General features: G+C 62.8%; 21 protein-coding genes, 1 tRNA gene, 1 pseudogene and 1 riboswitch. Of the genes and pseudogenes, 5 read left to right on the top strand and 18 right to left on the bottom strand.

All coding sequences use genetic code 11. The features are described 5' to 3' along the window. Positions 1-104: 104 nt before the first annotated feature. Entirely contained in the window at positions 105-641 is a 537-nt protein-coding gene (locus LAC81_RS17690; RefSeq protein ID WP_223725848.1) for a SixA phosphatase family protein, read from the top strand. 22 nt (positions 642-663) lie between these two features. Here the strand turns inward: LAC81_RS17690 and LAC81_RS17685 are convergent. Then, positions 664-1,210 (bottom strand): annotated as a pseudogene (locus tag LAC81_RS17685) (L,D-transpeptidase family protein). A 143-nt stretch (positions 1,211-1,353) separates the two neighbouring features. Between LAC81_RS17685 and LAC81_RS17680 the strand changes: the two are divergent. Together LAC81_RS17680 and LAC81_RS17675 are read left to right on the top strand one after the other, a co-directional pair. Further along, on the top strand, positions 1,354-2,037 hold the full coding sequence (locus tag LAC81_RS17680; protein ID WP_034802783.1) for a response regulator transcription factor: 684 nt from the start codon (positions 1,354-1,356) through the stop codon (positions 2,035-2,037). A 93-nt stretch (positions 2,038-2,130) separates the two neighbouring features. Then, the gene (locus LAC81_RS17675) at positions 2,131-2,586 is read left to right on the top strand and encodes a cyclic nucleotide-binding domain-containing protein (protein ID WP_223725847.1); all 456 of its coding nucleotides are present in this window, start codon (positions 2,131-2,133) and stop codon (positions 2,584-2,586) included. A gap of 22 nt (positions 2,587-2,608) precedes the next feature. Here LAC81_RS17675 and LAC81_RS17670 read toward each other — a convergent pair whose 3' ends face one another. From LAC81_RS17670 to tesB, 7 genes are all read right to left on the bottom strand, one after another. Then, on the bottom strand, positions 2,609-4,789 hold the full coding sequence (locus tag LAC81_RS17670; RefSeq protein WP_223725846.1) for a TonB-dependent siderophore receptor: 2,181 nt from the start codon (positions 4,787-4,789) through the stop codon (positions 2,609-2,611). A gap of 231 nt (positions 4,790-5,020) precedes the next feature. Then, positions 5,021-5,827, bottom strand: coding sequence for an exodeoxyribonuclease III (locus LAC81_RS17665; RefSeq protein WP_223725845.1), 807 nt, complete (start codon positions 5,825-5,827; stop codon positions 5,021-5,023). Positions 5,828-5,993: 166 nt separating this feature from the next. Continuing rightward, complete coding sequence (locus LAC81_RS17660) at positions 5,994-6,656, bottom strand: outer membrane lipoprotein carrier protein LolA (RefSeq protein ID WP_223725844.1); 663 nt, start codon at positions 6,654-6,656, stop codon at positions 5,994-5,996. Positions 6,657-6,861: 205 nt separating this feature from the next. Then, a complete protein-coding gene (locus LAC81_RS17655; protein ID WP_223725843.1) occupies positions 6,862-9,531 on the bottom strand; it encodes an FtsK/SpoIIIE family DNA translocase in 2,670 nt (889 codons plus the stop codon). Positions 9,532-9,764: 233 nt separating this feature from the next. Then, the gene (locus LAC81_RS17650; RefSeq protein WP_223725842.1) at positions 9,765-11,120 is read right to left on the bottom strand and encodes an ammonium transporter; all 1,356 of its coding nucleotides are present in this window, start codon (positions 11,118-11,120) and stop codon (positions 9,765-9,767) included. A 27-nt stretch (positions 11,121-11,147) separates the two neighbouring features. Next, a complete protein-coding gene (locus LAC81_RS17645; protein ID WP_223725841.1) occupies positions 11,148-11,486 on the bottom strand; it encodes a P-II family nitrogen regulator in 339 nt (112 codons plus the stop codon). Between the two features lie 234 nt (positions 11,487-11,720). Further along, the gene (gene tesB / locus LAC81_RS17640; RefSeq protein WP_113535325.1) at positions 11,721-12,605 is read right to left on the bottom strand and encodes an acyl-CoA thioesterase II; all 885 of its coding nucleotides are present in this window, start codon (positions 12,603-12,605) and stop codon (positions 11,721-11,723) included. Between the two features lie 85 nt (positions 12,606-12,690). On the opposite strand from tesB, the gene LAC81_RS17635 reads away from it, so the two are divergent. Beyond that, positions 12,691-13,905 (top strand): ubiquinone biosynthesis hydroxylase, encoded by a 1,215-nt coding sequence (locus tag LAC81_RS17635; RefSeq protein WP_223725840.1) that lies wholly within the window; start codon positions 12,691-12,693, stop codon positions 13,903-13,905. Between the two features lie 216 nt (positions 13,906-14,121). Here the strand turns inward: LAC81_RS17635 and LAC81_RS17630 are convergent, their stop codons facing one another. The 4 genes from LAC81_RS17630 to LAC81_RS17615 all read right to left on the bottom strand — a co-directional run bounded on the left by LAC81_RS17630 (position 14,122) and on the right by LAC81_RS17615 (position 16,739). Further along, positions 14,122-14,310, bottom strand: coding sequence for a Trm112 family protein (locus tag LAC81_RS17630; RefSeq protein ID WP_043626122.1), 189 nt, complete (start codon positions 14,308-14,310; stop codon positions 14,122-14,124). 10 nt (positions 14,311-14,320) lie between these two features. Then, positions 14,321-15,001 (bottom strand): LON peptidase substrate-binding domain-containing protein, encoded by a 681-nt coding sequence (locus LAC81_RS17625; RefSeq protein WP_223725839.1) that lies wholly within the window; start codon positions 14,999-15,001, stop codon positions 14,321-14,323. A 195-nt stretch (positions 15,002-15,196) separates the two neighbouring features. Next, positions 15,197-16,171 carry a thioredoxin gene (gene trxA, locus LAC81_RS17620; RefSeq protein WP_223725838.1) on the bottom strand — a complete coding sequence of 325 codons (975 nt, stop codon included), beginning with the start codon at positions 16,169-16,171 and terminating at the stop codon, positions 15,197-15,199. A gap of 58 nt (positions 16,172-16,229) precedes the next feature. Next, complete coding sequence (locus LAC81_RS17615; RefSeq protein WP_223725837.1) at positions 16,230-16,739, bottom strand: prolyl-tRNA synthetase associated domain-containing protein; 510 nt, start codon at positions 16,737-16,739, stop codon at positions 16,230-16,232. A 251-nt stretch (positions 16,740-16,990) separates the two neighbouring features. On the opposite strand from LAC81_RS17615, the gene LAC81_RS17610 reads away from it, so the two are divergent. Continuing rightward, positions 16,991-17,065: transfer RNA gene (locus LAC81_RS17610), tRNA-Gly, on the top strand. 207 nt (positions 17,066-17,272) lie between these two features. Here LAC81_RS17610 and LAC81_RS17605 read toward each other — a convergent pair. The 6 genes from LAC81_RS17605 to LAC81_RS17580 all read right to left on the bottom strand — a co-directional run bounded on the left by LAC81_RS17605 (position 17,273) and on the right by LAC81_RS17580 (position 22,814). Further along, positions 17,273-18,289: an aldose epimerase family protein gene (locus LAC81_RS17605; protein ID WP_223727850.1), complete on the bottom strand. Its 1,017-nt coding sequence runs from the start codon at positions 18,287-18,289 to the stop codon at positions 17,273-17,275. 262 nt (positions 18,290-18,551) lie between these two features. After that, positions 18,552-19,736, bottom strand: a complete 1,185-nt coding sequence (locus LAC81_RS17600; protein ID WP_223725836.1) for a vWA domain-containing protein — start codon at positions 19,734-19,736, stop codon at positions 18,552-18,554. Between the two features lie 6 nt (positions 19,737-19,742). Continuing rightward, the gene (gene metA / locus LAC81_RS17595; protein ID WP_223725835.1) at positions 19,743-20,669 is read right to left on the bottom strand and encodes a homoserine O-acetyltransferase MetA; all 927 of its coding nucleotides are present in this window, start codon (positions 20,667-20,669) and stop codon (positions 19,743-19,745) included. Positions 20,670-20,730: 61 nt separating this feature from the next. Continuing rightward, positions 20,731-20,808: riboswitch (SAM riboswitch) on the bottom strand. Between the two features lie 237 nt (positions 20,809-21,045). After that, the gene (locus tag LAC81_RS17590; RefSeq protein WP_223725834.1) at positions 21,046-21,498 is read right to left on the bottom strand and encodes an NUDIX hydrolase; all 453 of its coding nucleotides are present in this window, start codon (positions 21,496-21,498) and stop codon (positions 21,046-21,048) included. After that, positions 21,495-22,334, bottom strand: a complete 840-nt coding sequence (locus LAC81_RS17585; RefSeq protein ID WP_223727849.1) for an AAA family ATPase — start codon at positions 22,332-22,334, stop codon at positions 21,495-21,497. Before LAC81_RS17585 ends, LAC81_RS17590 begins: the two co-directional genes overlap by 4 nt. 99 nt (positions 22,335-22,433) lie before the next feature. Then, on the bottom strand, positions 22,434-22,814 hold the full coding sequence (locus LAC81_RS17580) for a RidA family protein (RefSeq protein ID WP_034802728.1): 381 nt from the start codon (positions 22,812-22,814) through the stop codon (positions 22,434-22,436). Positions 22,815-22,817: the final 3 nt, after the last annotated feature.

The raw sequence follows: 22,817 nt of genomic DNA, 5'->3' as shown, positions 1-22,817 counted from the left end.
CCGCCCTTCGGGGCGGCCTTTTTTATTTGGCGTGGTTGCTGCCCGCGCATGCTTGAAAATGCGCTAAGCTGTGCCAGCCGATGCATGTTTGGGAGGACGATGGGATGAGCGACGACGTACCTGTGCAAAGCTATCGCCTGCTGCTGTTGCGCCATGCCAAGTCCGCCTGGCCGGACGGCGTCGCCGACATCAATCGCCCGCTCGGCGAACGCGGCCGCAAGGCTGCGCCGCTGATGGGAAAGCACATGGCCGGCCATAAGCTCGTGCCCGATCTGGCACTCGTCTCGACCGCCAAGCGTGCGCAAGAAACCTGGCAATTGGTGGCAGCCACCCTGCCGTCCGAGGTTGCGGTCGAGAATACCCGGGCGATCTACGAGGTGGGTGCCCCCCAGATCCTCAGCGTCTTGCGCGCGACCGATCCGGCCGTCAGGACCCTGCTCATCGTCGGTCACAATCCGGGCATGGAAGATCTGGCGCTGCAGCTGGTCGGTTCCGGCGATGCGGACTTGCGCATGCGGATGGCGGACAAGTTTCCGACCGCCGCCCTTGCCGTGCTCGAATTCGAAGCCCCGGGATGGCGGGAGCTGATCCCCGGCGGGGCGAAACTCACGCGCTTCGTGACACCACGCTCGCTTCGCTGAGCTGCACCGCAGTCCGCTGACGTCAGAGAACCTGCACGACGGTGCCGCGGCGCATATGAGGCATCGGCCGACGCATGGCCGGCAGGCTAACCGACACACAGCCCTGTGTCGGCTCATAACCCGGCCGGATCAGGTGGAAGAAGATCGCCGAGCTGGCGTTTCTCCTCCGGGAACGGAGGTTCCAGTCCATCACTAGGCAGATATCGTAAAGCCCGTCCTCGCGCATCATCTCCTCATGGCTCGGCGTGAAGGGTGCCATGACCGGACGATTGTATTGGGCGTGGCCCGAAGCGTCGCACCAGAGCATGTCCTTGCGGGTCTTGCGCGTCGGCAGCGGCGCCGGCGGCAGGGAAAGGCGGTCGTGCCGGACATAGCCACCGATCAGCATCATTGCCGCACGCGGCGTCGCGCCGTCGCCCTCACGCTTCAGGCTGGTGATGCCGCTTTGCCCCGATCGCCGCCTGCTCGATGCGGCCGTCGAAGCAGGCCAGCGCCCGCCGTCGATCGCGCGGCACCGCGCGGACGATGATGGATCTGGCCGGTCCTTTTCCCGACGTTTTCTTGCGCATCATTCTCACGGATTTTTGCTTTGCCCGTGAATTGGGGGGCACCATAAGCACGGTTGCAGCTATAACGACTTACCAATGCTGGTTCGCTTGCCAACACAGGCATTTGAGCTAGTTTGAAAACGGAAGCAAACAGGAATTGTCCCATGGCGACCCGCACCATTCTTCTTGTCGATGACGACAATGACCTGCGCGAGACACTGGTCGAGCAGCTCTCGCTCTACGAAGAATTCGATCTCATCCAGGAAGCCACCGCCGGCAAGGGTATCCAGACCGCACGGGCGCAGCAGGTGGACCTGCTGATCATGGATGTCGGCCTGCCCGACATGGATGGCCGCGAGGCGGTGAAGCTCCTGCGCAAGGGCGGCTTCAAGGCGCCGATCATCATGCTGACCGGCCACGATACCGATTCGGACACGATCCTCGGCCTCGAGGCCGGCGCCAACGACTACGTGACGAAGCCGTTCCGCTTCGCCGTGCTGCTTGCCCGTATCCGCGCACAGCTGCGCCAGCACGAGCAGAGCGAGGACGCGACCTTCAGCGTCGGGCCCTATACGTTCAAGCCCAGCCAGAAGCTGCTGACGCTGGAAAACGGCCAGAAGATCCGGCTCACCGAGAAGGAAGCGGCGATTATCCGCTACCTCTACCGCGCCGACCAGAAAGTGGTGACGCGCGACGTGCTCCTGGAAGAGGTCTGGGGCTACAATTCCGGCGTGACAACCCACACGCTGGAAACCCATGTCTATCGCCTCCGCCAGAAAATCGAGCGGGACCCTTCCAATGCCGAGATTTTGGTGACAGAGAACGGCGGCTACAAGATCGTTCCGTAGCTGGAGTGTGCATGGTGCAAAACCATGCCTATGCTTCGTTTCCTGTCACCGGCTCTCCGGCCGGCAGCGTGGTGATTTCGGGAGGTTAGCCGCTTGGCGCTCAACGACGATATCGTGCTTCTCTCCAACGTGCCGCTGTTTGCCGATATCAGCGAGGACAAGCTGCGGCTGATCGCCTTCGGCGCGGAGCGGCGCCGCATATTCAAGGGGCAGGAGCTGTTTCGCGAAGGGGCGCCCGCCGATTGCGCCTATGCGATTGCGAGCGGCAGCCTGTCCTTGTCGAAGGCTGGCGTCGATGGTTCCGAGACGACGGTCTCGACGGTCGGCCGCGGGGCGCTGCTGTCGGAACTGGCGCTGATCTCGATGGTCGAACGCAAGTTCACGGCGACCGCCGAGGAGGACAGCGAGGTCATCCGCATCAACCGGCCGCTCTTCCGCCGCATGCTGGAAGAGTACCCGGAAGTGGCGGAGCTCGTCGAAGCGCGCATCCGCGAGAACCTGCAGGCGATGATCCGCCGGGCCGGCGCGCTCGCCGGCCGTTTCGCCTGAGCCGAGTAGCGGCTTCTGGTCGTTACCACCGGTATTTCAGCGAGCCGAGCACCGTGCGGCCCTGGCCGAAATAGCAATAGCCATCGGTGCAGACCTCTTCGCGGCGGTCGCCGAGATTGGTGACGCTGACGGCGAGCGACAGGCCGTCGAGGTCGGGGTTCTTGACGCCGAAGCCGTAGGCGATCGAGGCGTCGAAATAGACGGCGCCGCCGTTCTTTGTCGTGTTGGCATCGGATGTGTAGGAGCTTGATGCCAGACGCACTCCGCCGCCGAGGCTCAAGCCCGCAAGCTGCGTGTCGTCCGGCAGCAGATAGTTCACCCAGAGCGAAGCGACATGGCGCGGCTTTGTTGACGGCACGTTGCCAATCAGCGACGGGTCGACGTTTCCGGTGATTTCGGCGTCGTTGTAGTTGTAAGCGGCGATGAAGCTGAGCCCGTTGTCGAACTCCCGGCGTCCTTCCACCTCGAAACCGTTGGTCGTCACTTCGCCGGCCGATTTGTAGTAGTAGCCGACGGGAAGGGACGGGTCGGACACATATTGCGGCGCGCCGCTTTCGACGATCCGGTAATAGGCCGCAGTCAGCGAATAGGCTTCGCCTTCCGGCTGGTACTTCACGCCCAGTTCGATCTGTTCACCGGTCGTCGGGTCGAGCACGCGGCCGTCGGCCGAAAGTTCGGTGCGCGGTACGAAGGAGGTGCTGTAACTGGCATAGGGCGCGATGCCGTTGTCGAAGAGGTAGAGCAGGCCCGCCTGTCCGGTGAGTTCGCCATCGTCCTTGCGATCGACGGCACCGGTGTTCTTGTCGATGTTGGACTGGTCGACCCAGTCGTAGCGAAGGCCGCCGACGGCGCGCCAGTTGCCGACCTCCAGCTGGTCCTGGACATAGATACCCGTCTGCCTGAGATCCCGCCCGCTGAAGCTGGTAAGCGCTGGCGTCGCGCCGCCGACGCCGAAGGTGGGATTGTTGAGATCGAAGCGATAGGCCGGGTCGACGCCGCCGAAACCGAGGCCGAAGTCGGAGGTGATCCAGGTGTAATCGAGGCCGGTCAGCAGCGTGTGCGAGACCGCGCCGGTGTCAAAGGTCGCCTGGAGCTGATTGTCGATCTGGTAGGCGCGCTGGTCGTCCTTGATGGCAACGGGCGAGCGGTCAAATACGCCGGGCGTGACCTCCGTCCCGAACTGCAGGTAACGGGCCTTCAGGTCGAGATCGCTGACGCGCCCGTGCTGTCGGAAGGTCAGGCCGTTGTCGAACTCGTGCTCGAATTTGTACCCTGCCTGAACCTGCCGAACCCTCTGGTAGTCGTAGTCCGGGTCGCTGTAGCGCAGCAGCCGGCCGTCATGTTCGAGCACACGCGGGCTGGCGTCGCTCTCGCCCTTCTGGCCGAGGCCGTACACGGTCAGCGACGTACCCTCGTCCGGCTTCCAGGTGAAGGAGGGTTGCAGCAGGTAGCGGTCGTCGGCAACGTCGTATCTGGTCTCACCGTTTCGCAGAAGTCCGACGATGCGATAGAGGACGTCGCCCTCGGCCGTTGCCGGCCCGCCGATGTCGAAGGCGGCCTGAGCGCGGCCGATCGTACCATATTGCAGCTCGACCTCGCGGTGTGTGTCCTCCTCAGGCATCTTGGAGATGCGGTTGACGATGCCGCCAACGCCGGCAGCACCATACATGGCGGAGACTGGACCCTTGAGGATCTCTATCCGCTCGAGGCCGTAGACCTCGGTCGGGAAGGTGCCGTAGTTCATGTAGGGCTGGCGCAGGCCGTCACGGAAGTCGCCGGTCGTCGTCGTCTCGAAGCCACGGATGTAGATCTGGTCGAAGCGCGGATCGAAGCCGAAGGCGCCGGTCGTGACGCCGGCGGCATAGCGTGTCGCCTGGATCATGTCCTGCACGCCGCGCTCTTCGAGCTCCTTGCGCGTGACGACCGATACGGAGCGGGGCGTTTCGATCAGCGGTGTGTCGGTTTTGAGTGCCGAGACGTTGCGCGTCGGCACGATCGTCTCGTTGTCCTCCGCGATCGTCGCGGCTGCCTTGCCCGCCGTTACCTCGATCTTTTCCAGCCGCGTCGTCTTCCGGCTTTCGGCCGATTGCGCATAGGCCGCCGGCGAAAGGAACGCGGCGGCAGCGCTTACGGCCAGGACAGTGGTCGCGGAGAGTGTGCGGCGCGATGTCCGCATGAAGTCGATCGGCAGGGTTTTTGGCATGTCTGGCCCTCTTGCGGGCGCACGAAAGCCCTCCGGCAACAGCCAGAGCAGAGCACCCGAATATCAGTGAAAATGGCAGCCCGGCGGCTGCCGGAGGCGGTGTCCCCGCCGCCTGACAAGAGGGATAGTCCGTTTGGAAATGCGCATCAAGAAAAATATGATTCTTTTAGTCATGTTTTTTTGATGGAGCGGCGAGCATTAAAGGCGCGTGCCGCCGCTCAGAAAAAAGCGTTAGATATCAAAATGCGCGATGACGGGCACGTGGTCGGAGGGGCGTTCCCAGCCGCGGGCTTCACGCAGGATGTCGACATTCGTGAGCGCCGGCGCCAGATCGGCGGAGGACCAGATATGGTCGAGGCGGCGGCCACGGTCCGCGGCTTCCCAATCCTTCGCCCGGTAGCTCCACCAGGTGTAGAGCTTGGTCGGGGTCGGCGTGTGCTGGCGCATCAGATCGACCCAGCCACCGCCGTTCATGACCGTGTTCAGCCCCTCTGTTTCGATCGGCGTATGGCTGACGATCTTCAGAAGTTGCTTGTGCGACCAGACGTCGTCCTCCAGCGGCGCGATGTTGAGGTCGCCGACGAGGATAGAGGAAATGCCGGCCTCGGCTTCGGCGTGCAGCAGCTTCATCTCTTCGACGAAATCGAGCTTGTGGCCGAACTTCGGGTTGACGGTGCGGTCCGGCTCGTCGCCGCCCGCCGGGACGTAGAAATTGTGCAGCCGGATCTTCTTGCCACCGGCTTCGAAGACGACGGAGAGGTGGCGGGCGTCGCCGACGCCGCAATAGTCGCGGCGGTCGCTGAGCTCATGCAGCGGCAGGCGCGAGATCGTCGCCACGCCGTGATAGCCCTTCTGACCATGCATCTCGATATGATTGTAACCAAGCGCTTTCAGCGGCTTGGACGGGAACTGGTCGTTCGGGCACTTGGTTTCCTGCAGGCAGAGGATATCGGGCTGCCAGGTCTTCAGGAGATGCTCGACCAGCGGCATGCGCAGGCGAACGGAGTTGATGTTCCAAGTGGCGACGGAAAGGGCCATACGTCATTCCCTGATCGGCTGGGCCGGACGCTCGCGAGGGGAAGGCCGGCTGAGGATGGATGTTGACCTGAGCTTTAAGCAGGTCCGGCGCACCGGGACAAGGAATGCATGAAAAAGGCCGCCATTGGCGGCCTTATGTCCACAATGCCAGAGCCTGAGAACTCGCTCAGCCGCCCTTCTTGTTGCGGACCTCGTCATAGGGGATCTGGAAGACCTTGTCGTCCAGAGCCATGCCGGTCTGGACATTGAAGATCATGACCGAGGTATCCTTCTTCTGCGCGTCGGTGATCGTCCACTGGCGCAGATCGTAGGTCTTCGGGTCGAACATCATGGTGATCGTCGAATCGCCGAAGATCGAACGGTCGCCAAGCACGATGGTGATGAGGTCGGACTCTTCCTTGACGCCGCGCACCATCTTGCCGGTCAGGTCGATCTTCTCGCTGAGCAGCAGGTTGAGCGGCGTCTTCGACAGCGGATAGATGTCCCAGGTCTTGAGCTTCATGTTGCCGATGACCACCGACTTGCCATCGGCAATCACGCGCATCGGCGAGGGGGCCTCGTAGTTGAAGCGGATGCGGCCGGGGCGGCGGATGTAGAACTTGCCGCCGGTCTGTTCGCCGCGCGGGCCGAACTGTACGAATTCGCCGGCCATGGTCTTCACCGAGGAGAAGTGATCGGCGATCTTCTGGGCAGCGCTCGGCGCCTGCGCGAAGGCCTGGGTGAGGTCGAGACCGGTGCCGCCGATGCCGGCAAGCGCCGCAAGCCCGCACATGAAAAGGCGGCGCGAAACTACCGGATGGCTGCGCTCGCCGTTCTTCGTCTCTGTCATCTCAGTCTCCTTCATTTACGGATCATCTGGAGCGCAAGTGCGGCGCCTTCAAGGCGCCTTTTTCGAGCTTTTTGGCTCATGCTCTCACATGACCGTTACCGGTTCGGCCCCTTCGGCGGGGCGCATGGCCATATCTTGCTGGCCGTGTCTCTCATCTGCGTGATTGCGGACGCAGAACCGCGCGGCACTTCTGCCGCGAACTGCTTTACCGGCCGGTGATTTCCGCTTCGGTCGGGACCAGGATCTCGCGTTTTCCGGCATGGTTCGCCGGGCCGATAATGCCTTCCTGCTCCATGCGCTCGATCAGCGATGCGGCACGATTGTAGCCTATCCCGAGCCGGCGCTGCACGTAGGAAGTGGAAGCCTTGCCGTCGCGCAGGACGATTGCGACCGCCTGATCATAGGGATCGTCGGAATCGGAGAGGTTCGACGTGCCGGCCGGCCCACCGCCATCGCCGTCCTCGTCGTCATCCTCGGTGATGGCGTCGAGATACTGCGGCACGCCCTGGGTCTTCAGATAGGCGACGACTTCCTCGACCTCGGTGTCGGAGACGAAGGGGCCGTGGACGCGCTGGATGCGGCCGCCACCGGCCATGTAGAGCATGTCACCCATGCCGAGCAGCTGTTCGGCGCCCTGTTCGCCGAGGATCGTGCGGCTGTCGATCTTGGAGGTCACCTGGAACGAGATGCGCGTCGGGAAGTTGGCCTTGATCGTGCCGGTGATGACGTCGACCGAAGGGCGCTGCGTCGCCATGATGACGTGGATGCCGGCGGCGCGCGCCATCTGCGCGAGGCGCTGCACGGCGCCTTCGATGTCCTTGCCGGCGACCATCATCAGGTCGGCCATTTCGTCGATGATGACGACGATATAGGGCATCGGCGACAGATCGAATTCTTCCGTCTCGTACATGGCTTCGCCGGTCTGGCGGTCGAAGCCGGTCTGCACCGTGCGGGTGATCTGCTCGCCCTTGGCAAGCGCCTGCTCGACGCGGCTGTTGAAGCCGTCGATGTTGCGCACACCGATCTTCGACATCTTCTTATAGCGCTCTTCCATCTCGCGGACGGTCCATTTGAGCGCCACGACTGCCTTCTTGGGGTCGGTCACGACGGGCGAAAGCAGGTGCGGGATGCCGTCATAGACGGAGAGTTCGAGCATCTTCGGGTCGATCATGATCAGGCGGCACTGATCCGGGCTCAACCGATAGAGCAGCGACAGGATCATGGTGTTGATCGCCACCGACTTGCCCGAGCCGGTGGTGCCGGCGACGAGCAGGTGCGGCATCTTGGCGAGATCGGCGACGACGGGTTCGCCACCGATGGTCTTGCCAAGCGCCATGGCAAGACGGGCCTTGGAGGTCTCGAAATCACGCGAGCCGATGAGTTCGCGCAAGTAGACGGTTTCGCGCCGCTGGTTCGGCAGTTCGATGCCGATAGCGTTGCGGCCGGGAACGACGGCGACGCGGGCGGCGATCGCGCTCATCGAGCGGGCGATGTCATCGGCCAGGCCGATGACGCGGGATGATTTGATGCCGGGCGCCGGTTCCAGCTCGTAGAGGGTCACGACCGGGCCGGGGCGCACATGGATGATCTCGCCCTTGACGCCGAAATCCTCGAGCACGCCTTCGAGCATGCGGGCATTCTGTTCGAGTGCGTCGGGCGAAAGCGAAGCGTCGCGGCCGACATTCTTCGGCTCGGCAAGGAAATGCATGGGCGGCAGCGTGAAGTCGCCGTCGTCCTCTACGAAGGAGCGCTGGGCTTCACGCTCGATCCGCTGGCCGCTCTTTGGACGGGGAGCAGGCGTTGCCACGCGCGAGCCAGACTTCGGCAGACCCTGCTTCGGCGGTGCTGCGCGCGGCGCCCAGTCGGATGCCGGATCGTCGTCCTCGTCGTCGGGCAGGATGCCGGCGGGGCGACGCTCGTCGATATCGAAGGGCAGGTCGTCGTCTTCGTCATCGGCCATGATCGGCGGCGGCGTGACAATGCGGCGTTCCGAGCGATCGAGCGAGGGTTCGATGCGGTCCCCGGCGACCATCGGCTTCGGCCGGACCGGCTCGTTCAGCGTGCCGAACTCGTCATTGTTGAAGTCGTAGGGCTCGTCATACTGGCGCTTGGGCGAACTGCGCGTGCCGCTCATGCCGAAAATGCGACGAACGCGTGCGTGCATGGTGTAGCGCATATGGGCGAAGGAGCCCATCAGCAGGGTGAAGGGGCCTTCGCTGTCGTCTTCGTCCAGTTCGTCGCGAACCGTGCGCGCCTTGCTCGGTGTCGGTTCGACGACCTCGTCCTCTTCCTCCTCGTCACTGACGCCGATGAGGCCGGCGCTGTAGATCAGGCACCAGGCCGCCGGCGCGGCGAAGATACAGGCGAGTACGGTTGCGAACGTGCCGGTCGGGAAGGCGCCGGTGAAGAGCGCCGGGAAGCGGAGAATCATGTCGCCGAAGACGCCGCCGAGACCGTTGGGCAGCGGCCAGGTGATGGGAGCAGGGACGCAGCTCAGCGCCGCACCGGCAAGCACGGAGCCGATGAACCAGACGCCAAGGCGCTTGAAGACCTTGTCGAAGCGCTTGCCACTGATCAGCACCAGCGCCCAGGCAACGGCCGGCAAAAGGGCGACGACGCTGGCAAGGCCGAAGAATTGCATGAAGATATCGGCAAAGGCCGCGCCCGGGTAACCCAGCACGTTGGTCGGCGCTTCCGATGTCGCGTAGGAGAAGCTCGGGTCGGCGACGTTCCATGTCGATAGCGCCGCGACAGCCAGCGCTAATGCGCCAAACAGCGCAAAGCCCGCCAGCGACGCGATCTGCCGCCAAACGAAGGTGGTTAGCACGAACCGGTTGGAACGGCTGTCAAGCGTTGCCGGATTGCTTCTGCTCATATTGCCTGCTGCCCGTCTCGATCTCTAAGGCACATTGCGTGCCATGGAATCAACCTAAGCGGAGTACGGTTAATGCGACATTAACCATGCGTAGTTGCCGCTAAAATAGCGGTGGGTGTCCGCAAGATCGGCATGAAAAAGGCCCGGAGCTTTCGATCCGGGCCAAAGGCGATCCGCATCAGACGGATCGCGACGGGACTGTGAGCGGCGCCAGCTGCGGCGCCGCGAACCGCTTAGCTGTGGTAGGCGGCTTCGCCGTGGGACGAGAGGTCGAGACCTTCGCGTTCGGCTTCGACGGAGACGCGCAGGCCGACGATCGAGTCCACCACCTTGTAGAGGATCACCGAGACGACGCCGCACCAGACGATGGTGATGGCAACGGCGGTGAGCTGCGTGACGAACTGGCCGCCCATGGTGACGCCGTCGGCATAGCCGGTGCCGCCGAGCGACGAGGAGGCGAAGATGCCGGTGGCAAGCGCACCGAAGAAGCCGCCGACGCCGTGGACGCCGAAGACGTCCGCCGTGTCGTCATAGTGGAACTTGTTCTTCACGACCGAGACGAAGAAGTAGCAGAGCGGCGAGACGAGCACGCCCATGACGATCGCGCCCATCGGGCCGGCAATGCCGGCGGCCGGCGTGATGGCGACGAGGCCGGCGATCATGCCCGAGGCTGCACCCAGCATCGAAGCCTTGCCACGCGTGATGGTTTCGACGACCGACCAGGAGAGGATGGCGGCTGCCGTTGCGAGGAAGGTGTTGACGGTTGCGAGAACCGCGCCGCCCGAGGCTTCGAGGTTCGAGCCGGCATTGAAGCCGAACCAGCCGAACCAGAGCATGGCAGCACCGACCAGCGTCAGCGTCATGGAATGCGGTGCCATCATGTCACGACCGTAACCGGTGCGCTTGCCGACCATGATCGCGCCGATGAGGCCCGCGACGCCGGCATTGATATGAACGACGGTGCCGCCGGCGAAGTCGAGCGCGCCCATGCCGAAGAGCAGGCCGTTGCCGTCCCAGACCATGTGGGCGATCGGGAAGTAAACGAACGTGGCCCAGAGGATCGCGAAGAGGACCGCGGCCGAGAACTTGATGCGCTCGGCGAAGGCGCCGACGATCAGGGCCGGCGTCAGTGCGGCGAAGGTCATCTGGAACAGCATGAAGATGTATTCCGGAATGACGACGCCTTCCGAGAAGGTCGCCGACGTGCTCTCGCCGGTGACGCCGGCGAGGAACATCTTGGCGAAGCCGCCGAAATAGGGGCTGGTCGAACCGCCGAAGGCGAAGGAGTAGCCGTAGACGACCCAGACGATCATCATTGCCGCGCCGATCACGGTGCACTGCATCAGGACCGAGAGCATGTTCTTGGCGCGGACAAGGCCACCGTAGAAGAGTGCGAGGCCGGGAATGAGCATGAAGAAGACGAGAAGCGTGGAGAAGAACATGAAGGCGGTATCCGCCTTGTCCGGGACCGGTGCTGCGGCGGCTGCGGCCGGCGCTGCTTCCTGTGCGAAGGCTAAGGCCGGCGCAAGCAAGGCGGCGCTGAGCGCGCCGAGGCGTCCAAGAGAGGTGGTAAGTTTGCTGGATGACATCGAGTAGTGCTCCCTGAACGGCGTGATTTACAACGCTTCTGAATCGGTTTCGCCGGTGCGGATGCGCACGGCATGGTCAATGGCGTAGACGAAGATCTTGCCGTCGCCGATCTGGCCGGTCTTGGCGGCTGCAGCGATGGCTTCCACGGCCTTTTCGACGAGCTCTGAGGGGACGGCGATCTCGACCTTCAGTTTCGGCAGGAAGCTCACGGCATATTCGGTGCCGCGGTAGATTTCGGTATGTCCCTTCTGGCGGCCGTAGCCTTTGACTTCGGTCACGGTCAGGCCCTGGAAGCCGACAGCAGTGAGGGCTTCGCGAACCTCATCGAGCTTGAACGGCTTGATAATGGCCATCACAATTTTCATCTGGTTTCATCCTTGTTCGCCTCCGGCGGAGGCCGTCTCTCCTTGCTGCGGAGCGCCAGAGCGCCGTGCAACCGAACCATGACATTCAAGGGGCGTGCCAGATTCTGACGCTCGTCTTAAGTTGATGAAAAAAAACAGAAAAAAAGAAAGCCGCAACACGAATGCTGCGGCGCATCAAAAAATCGGCACTTTAGAAGATTAAAAAATAGGCAGAATGAAGCTTCTGCTTATTTCCTATTCAGATGCCTTTTTCCGGATCAGACCCTCCTGGGCGACGGAGGCGATCAGTACGCCGGAACGCGTAAAAAGGCTGCCTCTGGTCATCCCGCGGGCACCGTGTGCACTCGGACTGTCCTGGGTATAGAGCAGCCAGTCGTCCATCTTGCAGGGCCGATGGAACCACATGGCGTGATCGAGGCTCGCGACCTGCAGGTTCCGATCGAAGACCGAAGTGCCGTGCGCGTAGAGCGAGGTGTCGAGCAGGGTCATATCGGAGAGGTAGGCAAGGATGGCTGCCTGGATATGGCGTTCCTGTGGCACTGTGCCGACCGCCTTGACCCAGACGTCCTGGATCGGTTTGCCGTCGTCGCGGGTGAAATAGTGGTGCAGCGAGGCGGGGCGAATCTCGATCGGACGCGGCCGCTCCCAGTAGCGGCGGATCGCTTCCGGCGCATGCACGAGGAATTTCTCCTTCAGCTCCTGCTCGCCCGGCAAGGTCTCGGGCAGCGGAAGCTTCGGCATCTCGATCTGGTGGTCGAAACCGTCCTCGTCGTACTGGAACGAGGCGGACATCGAGAAGATCGCCTTGCCGTGCTGGATGGCGACGACGCGGCGGGTGGCGAAGCTCGAGCCGTCACGGATACGGTCGACTTCGTAGATGATCGGCACGGACGGGTCGCCTGGCCGCATGAAGTAGGCATGCAGCGAATGGACAAAGCGGTCCGCGTCGACGGTCCGCTGGGCCGCCACCAGCGCCTGGCCGATCACCTGGCCGCCGAACACGCGCTGCCAGCCGACCTGCGGGCTCAAGCCGCGGAACAGGTTTTCCTCCAGCTTCTCGAGGTCGAGAATGGCAAGCAGCGCATCCATGGGCGTGGCGGTCTCAGTGGGGCGCGACATTTCGGCAGTCTCCGATGGTAGGAACGTCGATGGCATTGATCTATATAGACATAAAACGATGCTCAAGTGCGACGGGAGAAAGCCGATGCTCGATGTCTTGATTGCCGGTGGCGGCTATGTCGGCCTTTCGCTCGCCGTTTCGCTGAAGAAGGCGGCGCCGCATCTCAGCGTGATGGTGATCGACGGCGCGCCGGAAGGCGCGTGGAAGAAGGACCAGCGCGCCTCGGCGGTGGCGTCAGCTGCCGAACGCATGCTCGAAGTGCTCGGCGTCTGGGATCAGATCGCGCCGGAGGCCGAGCCGATCCGTCGCATGGTGATTACCGATTCGAAGGCGGCCGATCCGGTTCGTCCTGTTTTCCTGACCTTTGATGGCGATGGTGGCGATGGCCGACCCTTCGCCCATATGGTGCCGAACACCGCGATGGTTGGCGCGCTGCGGGGAGCCTGCGAGGAACTCGGCGTCGACAATCGCCAGTCGACGATGGTCGAAACCTTCAGGAGTGGCGACCACGCCGTTGCGGTCACGCTCGCCGGCGGCGAGGAGCTGGAAGCGCGCCTGCTCGTCGCCTGTGACGGCGTGCGGTCAAAGCTGCGTGATGCCGCGGGCATCAAGACCGTCGAGTTCGACTATGGCCAGTCCGGCATCGTCACGACGGTCGAGCACGAGCGGCCGCATGAGGGCACGGCGGAGGAGCATTTCCTGCCGGCCGGTCCGTTCGCGACCCTGCCGCTCAAGAACAATCGCTCGTCGCTGGTCTGGACCGAGCGCACGGAGGACGCCGAGCGGCTGGTCAAGGGCGACGAATTCCTGTTCGAGGAAGAGCTGGAGCGCCGCTTCGGCCACAAGCTCGGCCACCTGAAGGTGGTTGGTGGGCGGCGGGCCTTTCCGCTCGGCCTCACGCTTGCCCGCGATTTCGTCAAGCCGCGCTTTGCGCTCGCGGGCGATGCGGCCCACGGCATTCATCCGATCTCGGGGCAGGGGCTCAATCTCGGCTTCAAGGACGTGGCAGCGCTTGCCGAAACCATCGTCGAGGCCGACCGTCTCGGTCTCGACATCGGCTCGCTCGCGGTCCTCGAGCGCTACCAGAGCTGGCGGCGTTTCGACACGTTCCGCATGGGGGTGACGACCGATGTGCTCAACCGGCTGTTTTCCAACGACGTCACCCCGGTCAGGATCGCCCGCGATTTCGGCCTCGGTATCGTCGACCGGTTGCCGTCACTCAAGAGCTTCTTCATTCGCCAGGCCGCAGGCGTAGCCGGTGACGCCGATCCGAGGCTGCTGTCTGGTCAGCCGATCTGAGGTTTTTGCGGTTGGGGACTGCCTCTCACCCTAGCCCTCTCCCCGGACGCGGCCAAGCTTGCCTCACAGCGAGGCGCTTGCGTTGGAATCGAAGCCTGCGTTTGGGCTGGTTGAAGTGGTTATCCTGGAGGGGCCACGGGCTTCCTTCGCCCCGCCTGCGGGAGAAGCCGGATGAGGGGCAGTCGAGAATTCCAGGGGAAACCAGCCGCCGTGGCCTCAATCCTCGATCTTGCGCGCTTCAGAGACCAGCATGATCGGCACGCCGTCGCGGATCGGATAGGCGAGGCGGGCCTTTTCGGAGACGAGTTCGTTGGCTTCGGCGTGGTAGCTGAGGCGACCCTTGGTCAGCGGGCAGACGAGCAGTTCGAGCAGTTTCGGATCGACCTTGCTGGCGTTGATATCCATTATCCGGCGCTCACTGCAGGATGCTGTCCATATCGCCGAAGTCGCGCGCGAGCACGATCTCGGTGATGGCGATCAGGGTTTCGGCGCGGGTCTTGAGGTCGGGTGCTTCGAGCAGCGCCTGTTTCTCCGCGGGCCCATAGGGCGACATCATCGCCATGGAATTGACCAAAGTGCGGTTGCTCGCACGCTCCACGCTCTCCCAATCGGCCTTCAGCTTGTTGGCCTCGAGATAGGCCTTGAAGGCGGCGAGAAGCGCTGCCCTGTCCACGAGGGTCTCGTCGTCGCGGTTTTCGAGATCGGCCGCGAAGGGGCCGATGCGGAAGCGACGATAGCCGCGGGTGCCGCCGACCTCCGAAAACAGCCGGTAGCGACAGACGCCTGTGAGCGAGGTGATGTAGCGGCCGTCACCGGTTTCGGCGAAAGAGGTTATGCGGCCGATGCAGCCGACCTCGCAGAGCGCCTGCATCGGACCCGTAGCGGTCTCGTTGCGGCCCTCACAGAAGGATGGCTGCACGATGCCGATCAGGCGGTTGCCGGAAAGCGCGTCATCGAGCATGGCAAGGTAGCGCGGCTCGAAGATATTGAGCGGCAGCTGTGCACCGGGAAGCAGCAAGGCACCGGTCAGCGGAAACACCGGAATGATCTCCGGCAAGTCCTTCGGACCGAGATAGCGTGCATTTCCGACGTGCATTTTCCGATAGACCCTGCAGATGTCCGCTTTGCCCCGCCAAGGAAGCGTAGTCAACCAGACCAGAAGATGGTGCGTTCCATGAAAATCTCAAGGGACGAGTACGCCGATCTTCATGGGTGAATGTGGATCGTGATCAGCCGTACTCACGAAAAAGGGGCGCAAACAGCGCCCCTCCTCAAAAAAATGCCTGACGGGTCAGGAGAACAGGATCGACGAGAGTTTGCGCCGTGCGGCGATCGTTGCCGGATCCTTCGGCCCCCAGACCTCGAAGAAGGACAGAAGCTCGCGGCGGGCGCCGTCGTCGTCGAAGGCCCGGTCGCGCTTCATGATCGTCAGCAGGTGATCGGCGGCAGCCATCCGGTCGCCTTCGACATTGCGAATCTTGGCGAGCAGCACGCGCGCCTCGTGATCATCGGGATTTGCGGCGAGACGCCGTTCGAACTCGTTGGGATCGCCGAGCTTGCGGGCTTCCTCGATCTGGTCGAGCTTCTTGCCGATCGCCGCAATGCCTGCGTCCTTGGCAAGGTCTTCCGGCAGGCCGGAGAGCGCTTCGCGGGCTTCCGCGACCTGGCCGAGCGTGATCATGCAATCGATCATGCCGGCGATCGCCACGACGTTTTCGGGATCGGCCTGCAGCACGGCGCCATAGAGGCCTGCGGCGTTCTGGGCGTCGCCGGCATCGATGAGCGCCTTGGCATCCACGAGAACCGCCTCGATCTCTGCCTTGCTGTCGTCGACGGCGGGGCCGGCGATCTTTTCGATGAATTGCTTGATCTGGCTTTCCGGTACGGCGCCCATGAAACCATCGACCGGGCGACCGCCGACAAAGGCGATGACGGCGGGGATCGACTGGATGCCGAGCTGACCGGCGATCGAGGGATGATCGTCGATGTTCATCTTGACGAGCTTGACGCGGCCTGCGGCTTCCGTGACCACCTTTTCGATCACGGGGGTCAGCTGCTTGCAGGGGCCGCACCAGGGCGCCCAGAAATCGACGAGAACCGGCTGCTGCCTGGAGGCTTCGAGCACGTCCTTGGTGAAGTTGGCAGTGGTGGTTTCCTTGATCAGGTCGCCGCCCGACGCGGCCGCCGGCGCCGGCTGGCCGAAGGAGGCCGAGGCCGTCATCTGAGTGCCGAAAGACCCTGCATAGGGATTGTCGCTGCCCGTCATTCTTCTCTCCTCGCCGGCTCGTCTGCCAGCTTACTGCATTCGCGCCAAAGATCGTATGTCAGGCCGTGACTTTCAAGACAAGCGGTTCGTGTCCGGTCGCTTCCATGAAGCGCAGCAGATCCTTCGTTGCGATCGCGGTCGTCGCGTCGTTGGAGAGCGGGTGGCAGTTGACGATATCGAACGTCATCAGCGCCTCGTCGAGGATGACCTTGACGTTGCCCTTAGTGTCGTTGATCGCGCCGAACGCGGTCACCGCACCCGGAATGACGCCGAGATATTCCATCAGCTTCTCCGGTTTGCCGAAGGAAACCTTGCTTGCCGCGCCGATCACCTGGTGGATGGTCTTGAGGTCCACCGTCGCGTGCTCTTCGACGGTGAGCAGGAAGTAGTTGTCCTTCTTGTCCTTCACGAAAAGGTTTTTCGTATGGCCACCGGGCATCTCGTCACGAAGCGCCACCGATTCGGCGACGGTGAACACCGGCTCGTGGTTCTTGGTTTTATGGTCGATCCCGAGCTGATCGAGAAAGCGGAAGAGGTCTTCGGCGGTCTTCGGCTGTGATTCACTCATGATTCTCATCCCTTGGGCACTCGTTTCGCATCTGCTTTAGGGGAGAAGCCCGTCACGGCGCAATCTCACAGGCGGCGAGCCTAGCCGAAAACGCGGCATTTCCGGGCTTTGCGAAGGGGCTCCAAAAAAATATTCGATTTCTCGTCATTTCCCTGTTGCATTCCAAAATCGCTTAGGCCATATACCGCCCGTCGCCGCAAGACAGCGCCGACGCCACGGTCCACCGACTACCCCCGGACCTTGGATTATGAGCGGGTGTAGCTCAGGGGTAGAGCACAACCTTGCCAAGGTTGGGGTCGGGCGTTCGAATCGCCTCACCCGCTCCAATTTCTCCCAACCACTTCATTTCACAGTTGTTTTCGAAATGAACGGCATTTGCCGTCAGGCGACCAGCGCTTCGCGACCGGACACTGTGCCGTGCGAATACGGGCGCTCTGCCGAACACAACGCCGGTATTTTGGGGAGGCAGTCCTTTCGGCCGCTTCCCCGCCTTTCATTCATTGCAGATTGTCAGCACGTGCGCGCGAGCGCGCTCAGCTCTTCATGAACACGTAGTCCGTTTCCTGCCGGCGGATCTCGCCGGGGCGCAGCACTGCGCTCGGGAAGCCGGCGTGGTTGGCCGCATCCGGCCAGATCTGGGTTTCCAGGCAGAAACCGGCGAAGGGGCCGTAACGGCGTCCCTCGAGGCCGGGGACGGGGATGTCGAGCTTGGCGCCAGTATAGAGCTGCACGCCCGGTTCCGTCGTGAGCACTTCGAGCGTCACGCCAGAATTGATGCTGCGGGCAAACGCCACCGAGTGCTTCGCCATGGGTTCGCTCGAAAGGCAGAAATTGTGGTCGTAGGCGATGCGATCACCTTCGGTCTGGCGGCGAAGCGGCGTCATTTCCCTGAGATCGAAGGCGGTGCCCTCGACCGCGCGGATCTCGCCCGTCGGCACCTGGCGTTCGGTGGTCGGCAGGTAATGATCGGCGGCGATCATGATGTCGTGGCCGAGCGCGTCGGCGCCGCCGTCCAGATTGAAGTAGCTGTGCTGGCAGACATTGGCGAGCGTCGCCCGGTCCGTACTGCTCTCGTAGACGACACTCAAGACGCCATCGGGCTTCAGCGCGTAGGTGCAGGTGACCTTGCAATTGCCGGGATAGCCGGCCCGGCCGTCCGGGTCGGTAATTGCGAGCGTGACGCTGTCGGGCGTCTGTCGGGTGATCGTCCAGTTGCGCTTACCGATGTTGTCGCTGCCGCCGTGCAGGTGCGTGACGCCCTTCTCGTTCAATTCGAGCTGGTAGGTCTCGCCATCGAGCGTGAAGCGTCCGTTTCCGATGCGGTTTGCGCAGCGCCCGGGCGTGGCGCCGAGATAGGGCGAGTGGGCGAGGTAGCTTTCGAGATCGGTGAAACCGAGCACCAGCGGCGGCTCATGGCCTTCCAGGCGGAGATCCTGGATCACCGACCCCCAGGTGAGCACATGGGCGGTGAGCCCGCCTCCGGAGAGCACCACACGATGGACCGGCTCGCCGGATGGCAGGTGGCCGAAGATTTCCGTGTTCTGATGCATATTCACCGCTGGCTCCCACTACAGCGCCGCGCGTCTCCCCAGACGCGCAAAGGTCGCTGTACACTTCAGAATTGCTGCATGTTTTGTCCTTGGCTCGGTTAGGATCCAGGAAACATGCAGCGGTGCGATCGCAGCAACCTGCGTCATTTCCAAGGGCACGGCAACCGGAAAATCATACTAAATGCGGCCTGGCGCCGTCTCCGGCCTGAGAGCAAAAACATCCAGCTATTCAAGGTGCTACAGCGACCTCTCGGCAGTCATGTCAGCGCGACAGCTGCTTGGTGGCCTCCTGCAGGCCGGCGAGCGTCAAGGGGAACATGCGTCCCTCGAACAGGCTCTTCACCATCGTGATCGACTGGGTATAGCCCCAGTGCTGTTCGGGCACGGGATTGAGCCAGATGGAGCGCGGAAAATGTGCTGTCAGACGTGAGAGCCAGAGGGCGCCGGCCTCGTCGTTCCAGTGCTCGACCGAGCCGCCGGGGTGGCTGATCTCATAGGGGCTCATCGAGGCGTCGCCGACGAAGATGGCGCGATAGTCGCCGCCATAGGTGCGCAGCACTTCCGTCGTACGGGTAATGTCGACACGGCGGCGGCGATTGTCCTTCCACAGGCCCTCATAGACGCAATTGTGGAAGTAGAAATGCTCCATGTGGCGGAACTCGCTGCGAGCCGCTGAAAACAACTCCTCGACGATGCGGATATGATCGTCCATCGAGCCGCCGATGTCGAAGAACATCAGAAGCTTTACCGCATTGCGGCGCTCCGGCCTCGTCACCACGTCGAGGTAGCCGTGTTCGGCGGTGGCGCGGATCGTGCCGGAGAGGTCGAGTTCGTCGGCGGCACCCTGGCGCACCCAGCGCCGGAGCCTTTTCAGTGCGACCTTGATGTTGCGGGTACCGAGTTCGACCGTGTCGTCATAATCCCTAAACTCACGCCGGTCCCAGACCTTGACGGCGCGGCGGTGGCGCGACTGGTCCTGGCCGATCCTGACGCCCTCGGGATTGTAGCCATAGGCGCCGAAGGGCGAGGTGCCGGCGGTGCCGATCCATTTCGAGCCGCCCTGATGCCGGCCCTGCTGTTCGCGCAGCCGCTGGCGTAGGGTTTCCATCAGCTTGTCGAAACCGCCAAGCGATTCGATCAGGCGCTTCTCTTCCTCGGTCAGATGTTTTTCCGCGAGCCTGCGCAGCCAGTCCTCGGGGATGACAGCCTCTTCACCCGCTTCTATCGGGTTGACGGCTTCAAGGCCGGAAAAGCAGTGCTGGAACACCCGGTCGAACCGGTCGATATGGCGTTCGTCCTTTACCAGCGCCGCGCGGGCTAGGTAGTAGAAGGCTTCGACGTCGAAGGTGGCGATACCCGCCTCCATCCCCTCGATCAGCGACAGGAATTCCCGGAGCGTGACCGGGACCTTCGCTGCCTTCAGTTCGAGGAAGAAGGGGATGAACATCTGACCTCAGCGTTTTCCGGTGCCGATCTCCGCGAGATCATAGGGCGTCGTCTGGTACATCTCGTTGATCCAGTTGCCGAAGAACAGATGCGCATGGCTGCGCCAGCGGTTCTGCGGCGGCAGAGTCGAATCGTTATGCGGGAAATAGTCGTGCGGCATCTTGATCGGCACGCCCGCATCCACGTCGCGGAAGTATTCGTCCGACAGCGAGGTCGAATCATACTCCACGTGGTTGAACATGTAGAGCCGGTTGCCCTTCTTCTCGTGTACGAGGCAGACGCCCATCTCCTTCGATTCCATCAGGATTTCGAGGCTCGGCACCTTGTCGATGTCGGCGCGGCGGACCTCGGTCCAGCGCGAGACGGGGACGGCGAAATCGTCGGAGAAGCCGTTGAGATAGACCGAGGAGCGGTTGAGGTTCTGGTGGCGGTAGACGCCGAAGGCCTTCTCGTTCAGCGGATATTTCGGCACGTCGTGGAAATGGTAGATCGCCGCCATCGCGCCCCAGCAAACGTTGAGGGTCGAATGGACGTTGGTCTCCGTCCAGTCGAGGATACGCTTCAATTCGTCCCAATAGGTGACGTCTTCGTATTCGAGCGTCTCGACCGGCGCGCCGGTGATGATGAAGCCGTCGAACTTGCGCCCCTTCACCTCGTCCCAGGTTTCGTAGAACGAAAGCAGGTGATCTTCCGAGGTGTTCTTCGCCCGGTGGGCGCCGATGCGCACCAGCGACAATTCCACCTGCAGCGGCGAGGCGCCGATCAGGCGTGCCATCTGGATCTCGGTCTTGATCTTGTTCGGCATGAGGTTCAGGAGCCCGATCTGGAGCGGGCGGATGTCCTGTCGGATCGCCACAGTCTCGGTCATCACCCGCACACCCTCATGTACGAGGGTTTCGAAAGCGGGCAGCGTATCGGGAATCTTGATGGGCATGGGCTTCCACTCGATCAATACAAAAAAACCGGCGGCGATTGATCGCGACCGGTCCTCGGAAATCCAACTTTCCTCGGCCCTTTAGCGACTTGTTTAACGTGGCTGCAAGCCGGCCGGCCAAATCACCACGGAGAATTTGATAGCGCGAGTGGGATGCAGGGGTCAAGAAAAACGATTCGGGTGCTTTGGCCGGCCGCCCCTCATCCCGCTGCCGCGACCTTCTCCCCGCAGGAGGGGAGAAGGGGCCTTGCGGCGCCCGATCGTTTCCCAGTTGGCGTATACCACCTAACAGCTCACAGCACACACGTCGGGCGGCAGCGTCTTGAGGTGACCTTGCGCCAAGTCGCGTCCCCTCTCCCCGCCTGCGGGGAGAGGGTTAGGGTGAGGGGCCAATCCGCTGGATTCGCAGAAAATCCAAGGCGTCCCGCATGCCATAACCGAGCCGGCGGTCAGCCTCGTCGAGGCCGAGCCAGAAGAACCGGAAGCGGATCGGTTCACCGCCGCCATAGGGCGTCGTTTCCTGATGCACCCAAGTCTGGCGCTGCTCGCCGGCGAGAGCGACGTGAAAGTAGTGTCGCCGATGGCAGATCGTCCTGCCGTCCTTCGGGTAGCGGTAGTCCTGTGTGACGAGATGGGTGAGTGCCTCCGGCGGCGTCAGCCCGGTTTCCTCGACAAACTCTCGTATGGCCGATGTCTCCGGGCTTTCGCCCGGCTCCATCGTACCGCCGGGTACCTGCAGCTCGATCTCTGGAAAGTCCGGTTCGTCGAACACCAGCAGCTGCTCTCGCCAGGTGGCGTAGATCAGTACCTTGTGGGCGTCGGGCGTCATTGATCGCGGCGCGCCATGAAGGCGAGGCGCTCGAAGAGGTGCACGTCCTGTTCGTTCTTGAGGAGCGCGCCGTGCAGCTTCGGCAGCATGGTCTTGGGATCGGCTCTCAGATCAGCCGGATCGACTTCGTCGGCGACGAGCAGGCGGATCCAGTCGAGCGCTTCTGATGTCGACGGCTTCTTCTTCAGGCCCGGCACCTGGCGTATGTCGTAGAAGGCGGCAAGCGCTGCTGAAAGCAGCGTCTTGCGGATGCCGGGATAGTGCACCTCGACGATGCGGGCGAGCGTGTCTGCGTCCGGGAAGCGGATATAGTGGAAGAAGCAGCGGCGCAGGAAGGCGTCCGGCAGTTCCTTCTCGTTGTTGGAGGTGATGATGACGATCGGCCGGTGGCGGGCGCCGATCATCTCGCCGGTCTCGTAGACATGGAATTCCATGCGGTCGAGCTCCTGCAGCAGGTCGTTCGGAAACTCGATATCGGCCTTGTCGATCTCGTCGATCAAAAGCACCACGCGGCGGTCCGCCTCGAAGGCCTGCCAGAGCTTGCCCTTGCGGATATAGTTTCGGACTTCGTTGACGCGCTCGTCGCCGAGCTGGCTGTCGCGCAGGCGGGAGACAGCGTCGTATTCGTAGAGGCCCTGCTGCGCCTTGGTCGTCGACTTGACGCTCCATTCGATCAATTCGAGGCCAAGGGCTGCGGCAATCTGGCGGGCAAGCTCGGTCTTGCCGGTGCCGGGCTCGCCCTTGACCAGCAGCGGCCGCTCCAGCCGGATCGCGGCGTTGACGGCGATCATCAGGTCTTTGTCGGCGATATAGTCGGCGGTGCCCTCGAATTGCATGTGCGTCTTCCGTTTCAGCATCTCGTCTGCGAAGTCCATGGACTACCGCATCTTGGCCGAAATCGGAATCGATTTGAGGAGGGGTTGGGCGAGAAGTCTTCAGCCGCGAAGGGCAGTGACCTCGATCTCGATCAGCATTTCCGGGCGGATCAGGTCGCAGACAATCATGGTTGCGGCCGGGCGGATCTCGCCAAAAACTTCGCCGAAGATCGGGAACACCCGGTCGGCGAAGCTGGCATCGGTGACGTAGTAATGATTGCGGACAACGTCCTTCATCGAGAAGCCCGCTTCCTTCAGCGCGCCCTCGATCGTCTTCAGGCAATTGCGCGCCTGCTCCTCCACCGTCTCGGGCATGGTCATGGTGGCGTAGTCATAGCCGGTCGTGCCGGAGACGAAGCACCAGTCGCCCATCGCGACGGCACGCGAATAGCCTGCCGTCTTTTCGAAGGGCGAACCCGAGGAGATGAGCTTGCGCGCCATGTT

Origin of the sequence: Ensifer adhaerens, assembly GCF_020035535.1 — a bacterium.
Lineage (GTDB): Bacteria > Pseudomonadota > Alphaproteobacteria > Rhizobiales > Rhizobiaceae > Ensifer.
Note: the sequence above shows the minus strand (reverse complement) of the source record. Positions and strands in the feature narration are given on the sequence as shown.